The following is a 17581-nucleotide window of genomic DNA, read 5'->3' on the forward strand; positions in this document are numbered from 1 at the left end:
TATCAGCGGCATTTTGCATAAGTTTGTATCTTACAACAATGACTGACACATTTGTCCATATCGCCCAATTGAACCTACAGTATGCACAGCAGGTGGTACTGGATCAACTGGACTGGCAAATCCACCGTGATGAGTTTTGGCAGATCGGGGGGAAAAGCGGTTCGGGTAAGAGCGCGTTGGCAAAAGCATTGGCAGGACTTGAAAAAACAAGCGGCACCATCCGTATTCACTTTGATCGGGAGTCTTCCAGGCCTCCACGTGTCCTTTATGTCTCCAATTGGTATCAGTTTACCAACCTGGAGGGGGATCGCAATTTTTACTATCAACAGCGTTATAACAAGCAACAAAAAAACGACACGTTGACGGTATATGCGGAGTTAACAGCCTATGCCAACTCCGAGAACCTTTCCATGGAGAACCTGACGCCGTACCTCGATCTTTTTGGACCGGCGGACTTAAAAAACACGCAATTGATTGAGCTCTCCAGCGGTGAACACAAAAAGTTGCAACTGATCAAAGCACTGTGGTTAAAACCGCAGCTACTCATCGTGGATGAGCCCTACACCGGGCTGGATAAGGCATCGCGTCAAAAGCTGAATGACTTTCTTGACGGACTTGCTGCCGACGGTGTACAGCTTGTGCTCGTGACGAATGAGACGGACCTGCCTCGTTGCATCAACCGGTTTGCCGAAATTGAGGATGGTAAGCTCAAGCAAGTCGACTCCGCTTGGATGTTGTCAAAGGATATAAGCCGCACCCCCAAGGAATTACCCCAGTTTTTACGAGAAGAGCCGGCGTTTTCCGGCGACCTCCTAGTCGAGATGGAAAACATTCACATCCGATATGGTGAGAAACAGGTATTAAGCGGGGTTGATTGGACCGTTCGAAAGGGTGAGAAATGGTTACTCCAAGGCCCTAACGGTTCGGGAAAATCGACATTGTTAAGCCTGATTACGGGCGATCACCCGCAAGCCTATGCAAACCACATCCGGCTTTTTGGTCATCGGCGCGGTAGTGGTGAAAGCATTTGGGAAATTAAGGAACGTATCGGTCTCATCTCTCCCGAACTGCATTGGTATTTTGACAAAACTGCGTCCGTATGGCAAGCAATTGCCTCGGGGTTCTATGATAGCATCGGCTTATTCAGACACGTTAGCTACGAGAAGCAACAGAAGATCCGTCAACTCTTGGCTTTTTTTGATCTAACGGCAGATAAAGACCGACTAATTACCACGTTGCCTTTAGGAAAACAACGTTTGGTTTTGCTCGCCCGAACCCTTATCAAAAACCCACCGTTATTGATATTGGATGAACCGTGCCAAGGACTTGACCAATCACAAACGGCACTTTTCAATGCCGTGGTCGATGAATTGTGTGGTTTCGGGAAAACGCTGATTTATGTCGGCCACTACGAGACGCAGTTACCCAGTTGTTTGGAAAAGCGAATCGTATTGGAAAAAGGGGAAGTACAGGTAATTGAAGAGATAAACGAGCTTGCTTATTAAGCAGGCGTCTAAAAACGCATAACTGAAACAAAAAAACAACTTATTATGTTGCACGATCCAAATCGCATATATGTTTTTGACACCACCCTCCGGGATGGAGAGCAGGTGCCGGGTTCGCAATTGACCACTCCCGAGAAGCTCATCATCGCCGAAGCGTTGGAAGCGTTGGGCGTGGATGTGATTGAAGCAGGATTCCCGATTTCGAGCCCCGGGGATTTCAACAGTGTGGTCGAGATCTCCAAGTTGGTTAAAGAACCAACCGTCTGTGCTCTCACGAGGTCTATCAAAGGTGACATCGACCGTGCGGCCGAAGCACTGAAATATGCCAAAAGGCCGCGTATCCATACCGGTATCGGTTCGTCCGACATGCATATTAAATACAAATTCAACAGCACCCGGGAGGCCATCCTGGAACGGGCGGTGGAAGCGGTTAAATATGCCAAATCCTTTGTGGAGGACGTCGAGTTTTATGCAGAAGACGCAGGTAGAGCAGACAACGCGTATTTGGCCCGGATGATTGAGGCCGTCATCGCCGCAGGTGCAACGGTGGTCAATATTCCCGACACGAATGGGTATTGCCTTCCGGAGCAGTATGGTGCGAAGATCAACTACCTGAAAGAGCACGTCAAAAATATCGACCAGGCCATCATCTCGGTGCATTGCCACAACGACCTGGGGCTGGCTACGGCTAACAGCTTAGCGGGTTTGCAAAACGGCGCCCGTCAGGTTGAATGCACGATCAATGGCATCGGCGAACGCGCGGGGAATACCTCGTTGGAAGAAGTGGTGATGGCATTGAAAACCCATCAATCGCTTGGGTTACACACCCAGATCAACACAAAACAGCTGTATCCGCTTAGCACGACGGTGAGTCGCATGATGCGCATGCCGGTACAACCGAACAAAGCCATTGTGGGTAGAAATGCTTTTGCCCACAGTTCCGGCATCCATCAGGATGGGGTGCTCAAACATCGCGAGAACTACGAGATCATCAATCCCGAAGACGTCGGTATCGACCAATCGGAAATCATATTGACAGCCCGCAGCGGCCGCCATGCCCTCAAGCACCACCTGGAACGTTTGGGCTATACCATCGAGCGCATCGACCTCGATCAGGTTTACCAGCGGTTTCTTGAGTTGGCTGACGTGAAAAAAGAATTGAAGGACGACGACCTGTTGCAGTTGATGGGGCATAAAACGGAAGAAAGCTTCAAAAACGGCATCGCCATCAATGCATTGCAGGTAACCACCGGCGATCAGGAGGCTCCCGTGGCAACCATCAAATTGGGCTACAATGGCGAGGAATACACCGCTACCTCCGCTGGCAACGGGCCGGTAAGCGCCACCATTAAGGCCATTGAGCAAATCACAGGAAAGCATGTAGAAATCAAAGAGTTTAATATCCACTCCATCCACGGCGGCAGCGACGACGTCAGCAAAGTGGATATGCGGGTAGTGTATGAAGATAAATCCTACATGGGCTACGGCTTCAGTACGGATATTGTCCGGGCCTCGGCCAACGCGTATCTGGATGCGCTAAACAAATTCATTGTACTGGAAACGGTGAATTATTAATGGGCTACCGGCTAACAACGAAAAAAACAAAACAGCAACTATAAAAATGAGTAAGACATTATTTGACAAGGTATGGGATGCACACGTAGTGCGTAAGATTGAGGGAGGGCCTGATGTGTTATTTATTGATCGGCATCTTATCCACGAAGTAACCAGTCCGGTTGCCTTCCTGGGGCTCAGGAACCGTGGAATCCGCGTATTATATCCGGAGCGCACGTTTGCGACGGCCGATCATAACACACCGACAATAAACCAGGATAAGCCCGTGCAGGATCCGTTATCTGCCAACCAGCTTAAGGCGTTGGAGGAAAACACCAAAGCGTACGGTATCCGGCACTGGGGATTGGGGCATTACAAAAATGGCATTGTACACGTCATCGGCCCCGAAAACGGGATCACCCAACCGGGTGCTACCATCGTATGCGGTGATTCGCATACGTCGACCCACGGCGCGTTCGGTGCCATCGCATTCGGCATCGGCACATCGGAGGTGGAAATGGTACTGTCTACCCAATGCATCATGCAGCCGAAGCCGAAAAAGATGCGTATCACCATCAACGGTACATTGGGCAAAGGGGTGCTTCCGAAGGATGTGGCCCTATTCATCATTGCAAAGCTGACCACATCGGGTGCCACCGGTTATTTCGTGGAATATGCGGGCAACGTGTTCGAGCAGATGAGCATGGAAGGCCGCATGACCGTTTGTAACCTCAGCATCGAAATGGGTGCCCGTGGTGGGATGATTGCGCCCGACCAAACTACCTTCGATTACATCGAAGGCCGGGAATTCAGTCCGAAAGGTGCAGACTGGGATAAGGCCATGGCATACTGGAAAACCCTGAAGACAGACGACGATGCGGTATTTGACAAAGAGTTAGTGTTTGACGGGTCCGAAATCGAACCCATGATCACGTACGGCACGAATCCGGGTATGGGTATCGGCATCACCAGCGATATTCCCGATGCCGAACAGGTGGAAGGCGGCAAGGCCACTTATGAAAAATCCCTGGGATACATGGGATTCCATGAGGGAGAGGCGATGGTCGGCAAGAAAATCGACTATGTATTCGTGGGAAGCTGCACCAACGGGCGTATCGAGGACTTCCGCGCGTTCGCTTCACTCGTAAAGGGGAAACGCAAGGCCGATGACGTAACCGTTTGGTTGGTTCCGGGATCGCACGTGGTGGAAGAACAAATCCGGAAAGAAGGCATCCTTGACATCCTGACGGAAGCGGGTTTCACGTTGCGGCAGCCGGGATGTTCGGCTTGCTTGGCCATGAACGACGATAAAATTCCAGCGGGCAAATACGCGGTCAGTACGTCCAACCGTAATTTCGAAGGCCGTCAAGGCCCCGGTGCACGTACCTTGCTGGCCAGTCCCTTGGTTGCAGCAGCAGCAGCGGTAACCGGAAAAGTAACTGATCCACGGACCCTTATCCAATAACGACATGGCATACGATAGTTTTAATATATTGAAAAGCACGGCGGTACCCCTGCCGATTGAAAACGTAGATACCGATCAGATCATCCCCGCCCGGTTTTTGAAAGCCACCGAGCGCGTGGGATTCGGCGATAACCTATTCCGCGACTGGCGGTACAACGCAGACAATACACCGAAGGCAGACTTTGTGTTGAACGATCCGACCTATCGGGGAAAAATCCTCGTTGGTGGTAAAAACTTCGGTTCGGGTTCGTCCCGCGAACACGCGGCCTGGGCGATCTACGATTACGGTTTCCGTTGTGTGATATCCAGCTTCTTTGCAGATATCTTCCGTGGCAACTGCCTCAACATTGGCGTATTGCCCGTGCAGGTGAGTGCTGAATTCCTGGAACGGATTTTTGCGGAAATTTACGCGAATCCGGATACGGAACTGGAAGTAAATTTACCCGAACAGACTGTCACCTTGCTGGCAACCGGCGAAAAGGAATCTTTTGAAATCAACAGTTACAAAAAAGGCAACATGACAAATGGGTTTGACGACATCGATTACCTGCTTAGCATGAAATCAGACATCGAGGAATTCTCGAAAACCCTTCCCCTGTAACCATGGAAAGAAGGAAGATAGAAATCATGGACACGACACTGCGCGATGGCGAACAAACCTCGGGCGTGTCGTTTTCGGTTTCAGAAAAACTTACCATCGTTCAATTATTACTGGAAAAGCTCCGCGTAGATCGGGTGGAAGTCGCCTCGGCACGGGTTTCCCAAGGGGAATTTGAAGCGGTAAAAGCCATTACCCAGTGGGCGGCCACCAATGGATACCTGGACCGTGTAGAGGTGCTTTCTTTTGTGGACAACGGCGTATCCATTGCCTGGATGCAACAGGCAGGCGTAAACGTCCAAAACCTACTGACCAAAGGTTCGCTGAACCACCTCACGCATCAACTGCGGAAAACACCACGACAACATTTCGACGAAATTGCTTCGGTCATCGAACAAGCCGCCCAAAACGGAATCAGCACCAATGTATACCTCGAAGATTGGAGCAATGGGATGCGCCATTCCCCTGATTACGTTGCGGAATACCTCGATTTTCTGGCGTCACAACCTGTGAATCGCATTATGCTACCCGATACATTGGGTGTACTTATCCCCTCCGAAACGTTTGAATATATTTCGACGCTGAGGAAACGCTATCCGCAGGTCCACTTTGATTTCCATGCCCACAACGATTATGATCTCGGCACAGCCAACGTACTGGAGGCCGTAAAGGCGGGTGTCAACGGCCTGCATCTCACCGTAAACGGAATGGGGGAACGCGCAGGGAACGCTCCCCTGGCAAGTGCCGTAGCGGTCATCAACGACTTTTTGACGGACGTGGAAATTGGGCTCCAGGAATCCGCCATCTATACCGTGAGCAAACTGGTAGAAAACTTTTCAGGCGTGCGGATACCGGCAAACAAGCCCATTGTCGGAGATAATGTATTCACACAAACGGCCGGTATTCACGCGGACGGCGACAATAAGAACAACCTCTATTTCAATGATCTATTGCCGGAGCGCTTCGGGCGTAAGCGCAAATATGCCCTCGGAAAAACATCCGGGAAAGCCAACATTGAAAAAAATCTTCAGGAACTGGGTTTGAAGCTGAACGAGGAAGATCTGAAAAAAGTAACCCAACGGGTGATCGAGCTGGGCGACAAAAAGGAAACGGTTACTACAGACGATTTACCTTATATCATTTCGGATGTGCTCACAACAAAAGGGCACGATGAAAAAATCTTTGTGGAATCCTATGTGCTCAATCATGCAAAAGGGCTCCGTCCTTCGGCAACGATCGCCATACGGATAAACGGGCAGTTGTTTGAAGAACATGCGCAGGGAGACGGGCAGTTTGACGCGTTTATGAATGCCTTAACGATGGCTTACGCCAAAAACAACATTCAGCTGCCGGGCTTAATCGATTACAACGTCCGCATTGCACCCGGAAGCAGTTCGGATGCACTTTGTGAAACCACCATTACCTGGAAAACGAGTGGACGCACATTTTCCACGCGCGGATTGGACTCCGACCAGACGGTCTCTGCGATCAAGGCTACCCAGAAAATGCTGAACATTGTGTTGAATACCGAGCGGACCGTTGTTGGATATGAGACGGTAGATGTGGGACATTAGACAAGAACAAAAATGAAAAATTTGTCTTTAGACTTTTAATTTTCAACTTTACAGCTTTCAATTTTCAATTTTTACAACTTTTGACTTTACAAAAATGGAATTAAATATTGCGCTTTTACCCGGTGATGGAATTGGACCGGAAGTAGTTGGCCAGGCCGTAAAAGTAGTGGATGCAGTAGCCGAAAAGTTCGGCCACAAAATCAATTGGACTTCGGCGTTGACCGGTGCAGCAGCCATTGATGCGGTGGGTGATCCCTATCCGGATGCTACCCACGAGGTTTGCCTCGCTGCGGATGCGGTACTGTTTGGTGCCATTGGTCACCCGCGTTATGACAACGACCCGAAGGCCCCCGTACGTCCGGAGCAAGGACTCCTGAAAATGCGCAAAAAACTCGGCCTTTTTGCCAATGTGCGTCCTACGTTTACCTTCCCTTCGCTCATTGACAATTCTCCTTTGAAAAGGGAGCGCATTGAAGGAACTGATTTGATTATCCTTCGCGAACTGACCGGAGGTATCTATTTCGGTGAACGCGGGCGGAAAGACAATGGAGACACCGCCTTTGACACTTGTACCTACACGCGTGCGGAGGTACAGCGGTTGGCTAAACTGGGTTTTGAAATGGCCATGAACCGCCGTAAGAAACTTTGTTGCGTTGATAAGGCCAATGTATTGGAAAGTTCACGGCTGTGGCGGGAGACCGTACAGGATATGGAAAAGGATTTCCCTGAGGTGGAAGTAAGTTATGAATTTGTGGATGCCGTGGCGATGCGTTTGGTACAATGGCCTTCATCGTATGACGTGATCATTACCGAAAACCTCTTTGGCGATATTTTAACAGACGAAGCCTCCGTGATCTCGGGGTCCATGGGCTTGATGCCTTCCGCATCCATTGGTCTGCATACTTCGCTTTTCGAGCCGATTCATGGATCCTACCCACAGGCGGCCGGAAAAGACATTGCCAACCCATTGGCCACGGTGCTTTCAGCAGCGATGCTGTTTGAAGATGCATTTGGTTTGAAGGAGGAAGCGGCCCTCATCCGATCGGTGGTTGACAAATCGCTAGCGGAAGGAGTTGTCACCGAAGACCTGGCCGGAAAGAACAAAGCCTATAAGACCAGTGAAGTGGGCGATTGGCTGGCTGCTCAGATCGGGTTGCGGGAAACCGCTGAAACGTCTGTTCAATGATCGAATGGGTTGAATCGGCCTCCCGGCGTTTAACGGAGGTGGTGGCACATACGCCCCTGCAATACAGTCAGCGGCTTTCAGAAAAATATCGTGCGTCCATCTACCTCAAACGAGAGGATTTACAGGTTGTCCGATCGTATAAACTGCGGGGTGCATTCAACAAAATCAGCCTTCTTTCCGAAGCGGATAGAAAAAAAGGAGTCGTTTGCGCGAGTGCGGGAAATCATGCCCAGGGGGTAGCTTTCTCGTGCAAACGGCTCGGCATCCGCGGTGTGATCTTCATGCCCGAGCCGACACCGCGGCAGAAAATCAGCCAAACGGAAATGTTCGGCCAGGGTTACATTGAGATTGTACTCACAGGCGACACGTTTGACGACTGCCAACGGGCCGCGTTGGCATATGCCAACGGACACGATATGACCTTCGTTCATCCCTTCGATGACCCGGCCATCATCGAAGGGCAAGGAACCGTGGGCATGGAGATTCTGCAGGACCAGCCTGAAACCGACCTTGTTATTATTCCGATAGGCGGAGGCGGTTTGGCGGCAGGCGCGGGAACCTACCTCAAGGAGAAGAAACCCGGAATCCGCATCTATGGGGTGGAGCCCGAGGGTGCGCCATCGATGAAAACCGCTTTGGAACACGGCGGTCCCGTCACCCTGGCCGAAATCAACCGCTTCGTAGATGGTGCCGCCGTAAAACGCATTGGCGACCTCACCTATCAATATTGCAGCAAACTATTGGATGATATGCACCTCATACCCGAAGGTAAGATATGCACCACCATCCTTGAACTGTATAACAAAGATGCCATCGTGGCCGAACCGGCGGGTGCGCTGGCGGTGGCTGCACTTGATTTCTACGCAGACCAAATTATCGGGAAAAATGTGGTATGTATCATCAGCGGCGGCAATAACGATATCGACCGCATGGGCGAAATCAAGGAGCTATCGCTACTGTACGAAGGCCTGAAGCATTACTTCATCGTCCGTTTTCCCCAGCGTCCGGGTGCGCTCAAGTTGTTTGTCAATGAAGTATTGGGTCCACACGATGACATCACCCGCTTTGAATTCATCAAAAAGACTCAGCGCGAACGCGGACCCGCATTGGTCGGTGTTGAATTGCAAAATGCTTCGGATTACACCGCATTGGTAGACCGGATGCGTACGCACCGATTTGATTTCAAAGAGGTGAACAGCGACCAAACCTTGTTTGAATACCTGATTTAAACCTTCCGTATTCCATTTTTTCGATTGTTCGCATAACTAGGTGAAGTATTCCTTATTCAGTACTCGCCGGGCAACTTTTTAAAAATTTTTAAAAAGTTTTGATTTATGATAGGCATATGTATATTTTTGTGTAACAAATTAACCACCAAAAAACAAATTATGAACAATACGCTACCAAAAGTGCGAATGCTGGCTAAAAGATTACTTTTGCTGTTGGCGGGAGTCGGGGCGGCAACTGGCCTATTCGCCCAAAATATCCAAATTCGGGGAACCGTATTGGATGCTACTGACAACAGTCCGCTGACCGGCGTGTCTGTGCTTGTAAAAGGAGCCAACGCGGGGACAAATACAGATGCCTCGGGAAATTTTGCCCTGAGCGCCAACAGCGATGCCGTGTTGTCCTTTTCCTTTATTGGATACCTGCCCCAGGAAATCCCATTAAATGGCCAAACGCTATTAACCGTACGATTACAAACTGATCAAGCTCAATTAAGCGAGGTGGTAGTCACCGCGCTGGGCATTACGAAGGAGAAGAAGCGTCTCGGCTATTCGGTAACCGACGTGAAAGGCGGTGACCTCTCCATTACCAACGAGGTTAACCCCATCAACGCATTGCAAGGCCGGGTAGCCGGGGTCCAGATTGATCAGGGAGCGGGCGGATTATTCGGTAACTCCAAGATTCTGATCCGCGGAAATTCCACTTTGGGAAAAAATAACCAGCCTATTTTTGTAATCGATGGAGTCATCATGGATAACGATCTGTTTGAAGGCAATGGTCGCGATTTTGGCAATGACCTCAAAAACTTAAATATGGAAGACTTTGAAAGTGTGTCCATTTTAAAAGGTTCATCCGCTGCGGCATTGTATGGCTCTCGGGCGATTAACGGCGTGGTGTTGATTACGACAAAGAAAGGGCAGGCACGATCCGGATTGGGTGTGGAGTTCAACCAAACCGTCAATATTTTCGAACCCTATGCCGGACCGGATTTTCAGAATGTGTTTGGGGGAGGCACCAATGGCCCGTTTTTCACCGACTTCCGCGACCCCAACTACGATCCCAATGAGGCCTATTATACCAAGGTGTTTCCCACAGATCCTGCAACGGGTAAACCCTATATCGATGCGGGCCGAAACCGCGAATTGGAAAACTGGGGCCCGAGGATGGAGGGACAAGAAGTATTGAATTACGATGGAACTCCGACCCGTTACCTACCCCAGCCCACTAATTTTCTCGATGCATTCCGCAACGGTGTCGGATATAATACTAACGTAGCTGTGAGCGGCGGATCGGATCGTTCTACCTTGCGGTTCTCGTACAATCGCAACGAAAGTAAAGGTATTGTTTATAATAATAACCTCGAAAAACATGCATTCAGCTTACGGGCAACGCATAAGCTGAACGATCGCATCAGTCTCGATGGCAGTGCTGATTATACCAGTTTTCGTGGGCTCAACCCGCCCCGATTGGGCGGACTCGACTCGTATGCTTCCTACAACTATGGAAAGCTATTTACCTGGATGTTGCCCCGCAATTATGACACGCGGTATTGGATGCAACGCGAACACTACACCAGTGCCCTAGGTGGCGCACCAGACCGGGGCAATCCCGACGAGGTCAATCAAGCACCCGAAAGCCGTTTTTGGTTCAATCTTTTTGAAAATCAATACCTGCAACGTGAGCAAATGATCCGGGGGCGCCTAGCGGTAACCGCTTCCCTTACGGACTGGTCGAAATTGATCCTAGAAGGAAATTTCAATAACATTTATACCAAAACCGAAGAAAAAGAACTCGGTCAGGGACAAGGTTTTACCGGCGGACTTTATTCGCTGAGCAATGAAGTCAAAGAAAGCTATTTCCTGAAAGGCATGCTGACCGTAGATCGCACCCTCGCGCCCGATCTGGAGCTAAGCGGTTACATCGGCGGTGAAATCCAACGTGCTGAAAATTCATTTACAAAAGGTTTTACGGATGGAGGGTTGAGTTATCCCGGCAACTATTTTCTGGAAAATTCGGTCAATCAGCCCAAAACGGAAGGTGGAGTCACGTTTCGCAGAGGGTTCAATTCGCTGTATGCCAGCGCAGACTTCGCATACAAAAATCAACTCTTTCTACAGGGAACATGGCGGGGCGACTGGGCGTCGGCATTGACTTATTCGGATGGTACGGGCAATAATTTTTACAGTTACCCCGCTGCAAGTTTATCCTGGCTATTTACGGAAACCTTCCAACTGCCGGCATGGTTATCTTATGGCAAACTACGCACCAATCTAGCAGCGCTGGGTAGTGATGCGGATGTTTTTGTCATTAATCCAGGTTTTGAAATCAGTGACTATACCCGCACCGGCAATGGACTGACGCTGCCGATATCGACTTTTGGTGACCGAAAAGTCCGCGCAGAAAACCTGAAACCCGAACGGAAAATTGCCAAAGAAATCGGACTTGAAGCGCGCTTTCTCAACAGCCGCTTGGGGGTTGACTTCAGTTGGTACCAAGACAACACGTATAATCAAATTGTAGATATTACAACACCTTTTGAATCGGGCGTAGATGCCATTCTAATTAACGCCGGGAACATTCAAAACAAAGGTATTGAGCTAGCTATCGATGCTGTACCGTTGCGCAGCGATAACTTCTCGTGGTCTACTGCTATCAACTATTCACGGAATCGCAATTTAATTGTTGAATTATACGAAGGCAGAAACGAATTCAATTTAGGGGCAAACATTGCGGAGATAAGCAGTTGGGCCATCGTCGGAAAATCATACGGAACTCTCCGGAGTACCATACAGGCCCGTAAATTTCAAGCCACCGATGCATCGGGGAACCCGATAGATCATCCGAACAATGGTAAGAACGTGCTGGAATACCGTACGGATGCGCGCGCGGCATTTCCAGCGCGCAGCAATACGATCCAAGATATCGGCGACATCAACGCGAAATTCCGTGGCGGCTGGGATAACACCTTTCGTTATAAAAACCTCAGCCTGAATGTACTGGTGGATGCCAAAATCGGGGGAGACTTTGTAATGGCCACCTACCGCTACGGCACGCATACCGGCGTGTTACCCAACACGCTGGTTGGCCGGGATCCGGAATACGGCGGCATCACCTGGGTCAGCGCATGGGATGATCAAGAATACGACGATGGCATCATCCCGAATGGCGTATTCCCGCAAGGCTTCCAGGTACCACAGCCCGGTGGTGGACAAGCCAATGTGGGTGGTATGACCTACCAGGAAGCCTATGAGCAGGGACTCGTGGAGCCTACTCATGCGCCCCACTACTATTACCGTTATGGGTCTTCTTCTACCGGTGTATCCGACTATTGGATATTCGAAAATTCCTGGGTCTCCCTTCGTCAAGTGGCACTAAGTTATACCTTCCCGCAGGTTTTTTGCCGAAAGCTAAAACTGAATGCATTGAGTCTTGCCGTAATCGGACGCGATCTGCTGTATCTCTACAACAGCCTCCCCTACAATTACAACCCTGCATCGAACAACTCGAACAATACGGCTTTTTATGGTGAAGAGGGTTTTTTGCCAATGACGCGATCGTGGGCATTTACATTAAAGGTAGGATTCTAAACAGTTTGCAATTATGAAAACATTCATCAATTCTTATAAATTCGGTACCTGTCTGGTCTCCGCCGTACTCCTGCTAACTGCCTGTACGAAGAACTTCGGTGATATGAATACCGATCCCAACTTGGTAACTAAACCCAACATGAAATTCCTGTTTACCTTTACTGCAGATAAACTGCGTCCTTCGGGTACGGAATGGATTTGGGAAAGCCTGGAGCAACTGATGCGTTATACCCAGCAGGTGAGCGCGAGTCCTTATGAACTATCGGGCAGTATAAATACACGCTACCGGACTTATTATGCCGACATTCTTCCCAACCTGGTGGAGATCCGGCACCAAATCGACCAAGAGCAAGATAAAGACCGGTATCAGAAAATGGGGGCAGTTACGTATATATTAGGTGTATATTATGGCATTCGGGTAACTGACATGAATGGATCCATCCCCTATTCGGAAGCCATTTTGGCCCGGTATGAAGATAAATTCGATCCGTTATTCGATACCCAACAAACCCTGTTTACGCAGTGGCTGGGCGAATTGGATCGTGCCATTCAAGTGCTATCCGACGCCAGCTTGCTCAATCAAGAAAGTTATGGTGATGCCGATATCTTTTACCAAAGCGATTGGGCAAAATGGATAAAGTTGGCCAATACGCTCAAGCTGCGGATTGCCGCACGTCTTGAAAACCAAGATAGCGAAGCAACACGCCGCATTTTCCAACAAGTGATGCAGGACGCCATCGGCCCCATTGACGGAGACGAGACGCAACTGCAATACCTAAATCCCACTGACGCCTTTCTGGGTGCAGATGTAGATTACCGAAGCCGCCGTTATGCGAGCAGGCAAATGGTCCGTTTCATGAAAAAATCCGATGATCCACGTATCCGGATATACTTTGATCAAAATGACCTAACAGGTTCCTTCCGCGATACGCTTGCCAAATATAATGTCCAACTGCCGGCATTTATCGATCCGGATGACCCCTTGGTTATGTACCAAGGTGGACCTGCAGATTGGACAACCGACCAAAGTATCACGCAGTGGATGAGTAATCCTTTTCAGGTAAGCCAATACAGCCGCTACTTCTTGATTTCACCCGTGAACAGGTTATTCCTCTCGCCCAAACTGAACGGGGCCACTGGAAATACACTACATATATTGGTTTCGTATGCCGAGACCTGTTTTTATATTTCCGAATTTATTGAAAAAGGATATGGCGCCGGTATCGATACCAAAGGTTCCGTATCCGACTGGTACAACAAAGGCATTGCCTCCTCGATCCGTACGATGAACGAAGTTGCGCGGGAAGCCGGCTCAACGATGGCATTCACGGGCGACGGGACGGCGGAAATCCAAGCGTATCAACAGCGTCCGGAAGTGGCATTGGGCGCGGGCAATGACTTGGAACGGATTTATATTCAAGCCTACCTGAGCTTGTTCCGACTGCCCAATGAAGCCTATGTGCTCTGCCGCCGCACAGGATACCCGCGTAACGAATCAGCCTATTATCCCATGGAATCGTTTCATGAACCCATACCGCGACGTTTTGGGATTAATGATCCCGGCGAGGTCAACCGTGCGAATTGGGAACAAGCGTATCAAGAGCAAGGCTTTACTCCGAGGGCCGTGGATGCACAAACGCTGAGCCAGGAACGTGTATGGTATGATAAGAATGCACCGGCATTCGGAGCGGGGGATTAATCGCATTTTTTGCCGTCCGGCTATTCGGATACTATATCAAGAAGTATACCGAAATAGCCGGACGGTTATTCACAAACCAGCAACAAACCAATCAAAATAACAACTCAACCAACTGATTAAAAGTTAAATAAAAGCAAATAAGCCTCCATTACTTATTCACAATGTGAATAATTCAACATCTGTTGATAACAATTCCTACCGTCCTGAAATTAAATAGCTGATATTTGTTCGAGGCTACAACTTACCAACCATTGCAACAAAAATTGTCGGAGTCTACCGGTTAAAAACATCCAGTATCCGATTAGTGTTGAACTATTAAAATCTTATTGCTATGACACGGATTATTAAATTCGAAAAAAACGATTGCGCACCTTGCAACCAAGTGTCTGAGTTTTTAGACCGCAAGGGTATCACTTATGAAAAAGTAAATCCGTTTGATAAACCGGAATTGGCCATCCAATACAAAGTACGCACCGTACCGACGGTTATTGTATTAAATCAAGACCAAGAGACCCAACGCATTATTGGCTTCAAGCCGGAAGAGCTTTCCGCATTGGAAATCCAATAAATAACGTAGTCTAAACAAACAGACTCCCCGGAAACGGACACATAGGAATAACGGCAACCCCCTCAGCTTTGCGGGGGTTCAGCATCTAAAAAGGTTTGCACATGGAGTGGATATATTATGACAGTAAGACAGGCAATGTAGCGCGGTTCATGCAGAAAGTAGCGGAATTGACAGGATGGACTGTTCAAAAAATCCAACCTGACCTAGCGGTGCAGCATGCGGGCCACTTAGTGACCTTCACGACCCGATTTGGGGAAGTACCCGACACCACGAAAAGCTTTTTGCAATCAGCGCGTGGTTATGTCCTCTCGGTATCATCTAGTGGAAACCGGAATTGGGGGAGGAATTTTGCCATGGCCGGCGAAAAGATTGCAACCGAATACGGAATCCCGTTAGCCCTGAAATTCGAATTGTCAGGCACCGGTGAAGATGTTAATGAATTTATCGCGATTATTAAAGGGAAACATTATGGTAACAAACGACGTAGCAAAGAGCTGGATTTTGCTCAATAATGAAATCATGCTTAAGCATGATGATGAGTTCAGCCTGCATAAGGACAAAGAAGCCGTACGCGCTTATTTTCTAGAATATGTAAACAAGAACACGGTCTTTTTCTACACATTGAAGGAAAAGATCGACTATCTTATCGAGAACAATTACTACATCAACTTTTACGAATGGTTTACCTTCGAAGAAATGGAAAAGGTGTACAATTTCATTGCCGCCAAAAAATTCCGTTTTCCTTCGTTTATGAGTGCATTCAAGTTTTTCCAGAGCTATGCCCTGCGTGACGATTCGGGCGAGAAATTCCTGGAACGCTATGAAGACCGCGTTGCCGCTGTTTCCCTCTTCCTTGCGCGCCACGAAGGAATAGCGCAGGCATTGCAGTATGCTGAATTACTCATTAACCAGGAATACCAGCCTGCTACACCTACCTTTCTCAATGCGGGTAAAAAGCGTTCCGGTGAACTCGTTTCCTGTTTTCTAGATGAGATAGGCGACAACCTCAACGGCATCGGATATGCGGTGGATTCGGCCATGAAACTGTCGTCCATCGGCGGTGGTGTCTCCTTCAACATTTCTAAAATCCGTGCGCGTGGCGAGGCCATCAAAGGTGTGGAGGGCCGTGCCGGTGGCGTACTGCCCATCATGAAAATTCTCGAAGACACTTTTTCGTATGCCAATCAGCTCGGTCAACGTCCCGGCGCTGGAGCCGTATACCTCAATATTTTCCACTCGGACATCGAAGAGTTTCTTGATTGTAAGAAAATCAATGTTGACGAAAAGGTACGTATCAAGTCGCTTTCCATCGGTGTGATCGTACCGGATAAATTCATGGAACTGGCTACCAAAGACGAACCCTGCTACCTCATTCATCCGCATACCGTGATGCAGGAGTATGGCAAATATTTGGATGAGTTGGATATGGATGCGATGTACGATGAGTTGGTTACCAACCCGAAAATTAAGAAACGGAAAATCAACGCGCGCCACCTGTTAGTCAAAATCGCCCAGACACAAAAAGAAAGTGGATATCCTTATATTTTCTTTAAGGAAAATGCAAACCGCCAGCATGCATTGAACGGCATAGGCAAGGTGAAATTCTCCAATCTGTGCACGGAAATCATGCAGGTTTCGGAAGTATCTGACATCAATATTTACGGGCAGGAAGATACCATACGATACGGAATTTCGTGTAACCTTGGTTCGCTCAACATTGCCACGGTCATGGACAACAAGCGCATCGAACAATCCGTAAAGACAGCAATGCGTGCATTGACCATGGTATCGGATGTGACCGACATTGCGATGGTACCTTCTATCCAAAAAGCGAACCGTGAATTGCACAGTGTAGGTTTGGGCGCCATGAATCTACACGGATATCTTGCCAAGAATTTCATTATGTATGAAAGCGAAGAAGCATTGGACTTTGCCAATGTATTCTTCATGATGGTCAATTATTATTCCCTACAAGCTTCCATGGAGATTGCACGTGAACGGGGGGTAACATTCAAAGGCTTTGAGAAAACAGCTTACGCCGACGGTACGTATTTTGACAAGTACGTTAGCAAGGATTATTTCCCGACTACCATCAAAGTAACGGAATTATTTGCAGGTATTGACATTCCTACCAAGGAAGATTGGAACACGCTGAAACAGCAGGTCAAAGAACACGGCATTTACCACGCTTACCGGATTGCCATCGCCCCGAATCAGTCGACTTCCTACATCATGAATGCGACTGCTTCGGTCATGCCGATTGTCGATACCATTGAGGTCCGCGAATACGGCGATAGCACCACCTACTACCCCATGCCCTACCTGACTAATGAAAATTATTTCTATTACAAGTCGGCATATGATATGGACCAAATGAAGGTGTTGCGTCTCGTTTCCGTCATTCAACGGCACGTAGATCAAGGAATATCTACTATTCTGCACACTAATTCCAGGGATAACACCCGTGATTTGGCCCGTTATTACATTTATGGCCACAAAGTGGGATTGAAATCACTTTATTATACGCGCACACGCAAGTCAACCATCGACGAATGTGTTTCGTGTTCAGCGTGAAAAAAGTAAAAAGTAAAAAATACGGGGCACCGAATACGAAGCCA

General features: G+C 48.7%; 12 protein-coding genes. All 12 read left to right on the top strand.

Going from position 1 to position 17581, the window contains the following annotated elements:
- Positions 1-38 precede the first annotated feature (38 nt).
- The 12 genes from BMZ56_RS07590 (at position 39) to nrdE (ending at position 17537) form a co-directional block, all read left to right on the top strand.
- Positions 39-1505, top strand: coding sequence for an ATP-binding cassette domain-containing protein (locus tag BMZ56_RS07590; protein WP_090625972.1), 1467 nt, complete (start codon positions 39-41; stop codon positions 1503-1505).
- A gap of 45 nt (positions 1506-1550) precedes the next feature.
- Positions 1551-3080, top strand: coding sequence for a 2-isopropylmalate synthase (locus tag BMZ56_RS07595; RefSeq protein WP_090625973.1), 1530 nt, complete (start codon positions 1551-1553; stop codon positions 3078-3080).
- 46 nt (positions 3081-3126) lie between these two features.
- Complete coding sequence (gene leuC, locus BMZ56_RS07600; protein ID WP_090625974.1) at positions 3127-4524, top strand: 3-isopropylmalate dehydratase large subunit; 1398 nt, start codon at positions 3127-3129, stop codon at positions 4522-4524.
- A 4-nt stretch (positions 4525-4528) separates the two neighbouring features.
- Positions 4529-5125 carry a 3-isopropylmalate dehydratase small subunit gene (gene leuD, locus BMZ56_RS07605; protein WP_090625975.1) on the top strand — a complete coding sequence of 199 codons (597 nt, stop codon included), beginning with the start codon at positions 4529-4531 and terminating at the stop codon, positions 5123-5125.
- Positions 5126-5127: 2 nt separating this feature from the next.
- Positions 5128-6696, top strand: a complete 1569-nt coding sequence (locus BMZ56_RS07610) for a hydroxymethylglutaryl-CoA lyase-like TIM-barrel protein (RefSeq protein ID WP_090625976.1) — start codon at positions 5128-5130, stop codon at positions 6694-6696.
- Positions 6697-6790: 94 nt separating this feature from the next.
- Positions 6791-7882 (top strand): 3-isopropylmalate dehydrogenase, encoded by a 1092-nt coding sequence (gene leuB / locus BMZ56_RS07615; protein ID WP_090625977.1) that lies wholly within the window; start codon positions 6791-6793, stop codon positions 7880-7882.
- Entirely contained in the window at positions 7879-9111 is a 1233-nt protein-coding gene (gene ilvA, locus BMZ56_RS07620) for a threonine ammonia-lyase IlvA (protein ID WP_090625978.1), read from the top strand. Before leuB ends, ilvA begins: the two co-directional genes overlap by 4 nt.
- A 159-nt stretch (positions 9112-9270) precedes the next feature.
- A complete protein-coding gene (locus BMZ56_RS07625; RefSeq protein ID WP_218146503.1) occupies positions 9271-12696 on the top strand; it encodes a SusC/RagA family TonB-linked outer membrane protein in 3426 nt (1141 codons plus the stop codon).
- A 13-nt stretch (positions 12697-12709) separates the two neighbouring features.
- Positions 12710-14395: a SusD/RagB family nutrient-binding outer membrane lipoprotein gene (locus tag BMZ56_RS07630; protein WP_090625980.1), complete on the top strand. Its 1686-nt coding sequence runs from the start codon at positions 12710-12712 to the stop codon at positions 14393-14395.
- 331 nt (positions 14396-14726) lie between these two features.
- A complete protein-coding gene (locus BMZ56_RS07635) occupies positions 14727-14963 on the top strand; it encodes a glutaredoxin family protein (RefSeq protein WP_090625981.1) in 237 nt (78 codons plus the stop codon).
- Positions 14964-15064: 101 nt separating this feature from the next.
- The gene (gene nrdI, locus BMZ56_RS07640) at positions 15065-15475 is read left to right on the top strand and encodes a class Ib ribonucleoside-diphosphate reductase assembly flavoprotein NrdI (RefSeq protein WP_090625982.1); all 411 of its coding nucleotides are present in this window, start codon (positions 15065-15067) and stop codon (positions 15473-15475) included.
- Entirely contained in the window at positions 15432-17537 is a 2106-nt protein-coding gene (gene nrdE / locus BMZ56_RS07645; RefSeq protein WP_090625983.1) for a class 1b ribonucleoside-diphosphate reductase subunit alpha, read from the top strand. Before nrdI ends, nrdE begins: the two co-directional genes overlap by 44 nt.
- Positions 17538-17581: the final 44 nt, after the last annotated feature.

Origin of the sequence: Parapedobacter indicus, from assembly GCF_900113765.1 — a bacterium.
GTDB classification, from domain to species: domain Bacteria; phylum Bacteroidota; class Bacteroidia; order Sphingobacteriales; family Sphingobacteriaceae; genus Parapedobacter; species Parapedobacter indicus.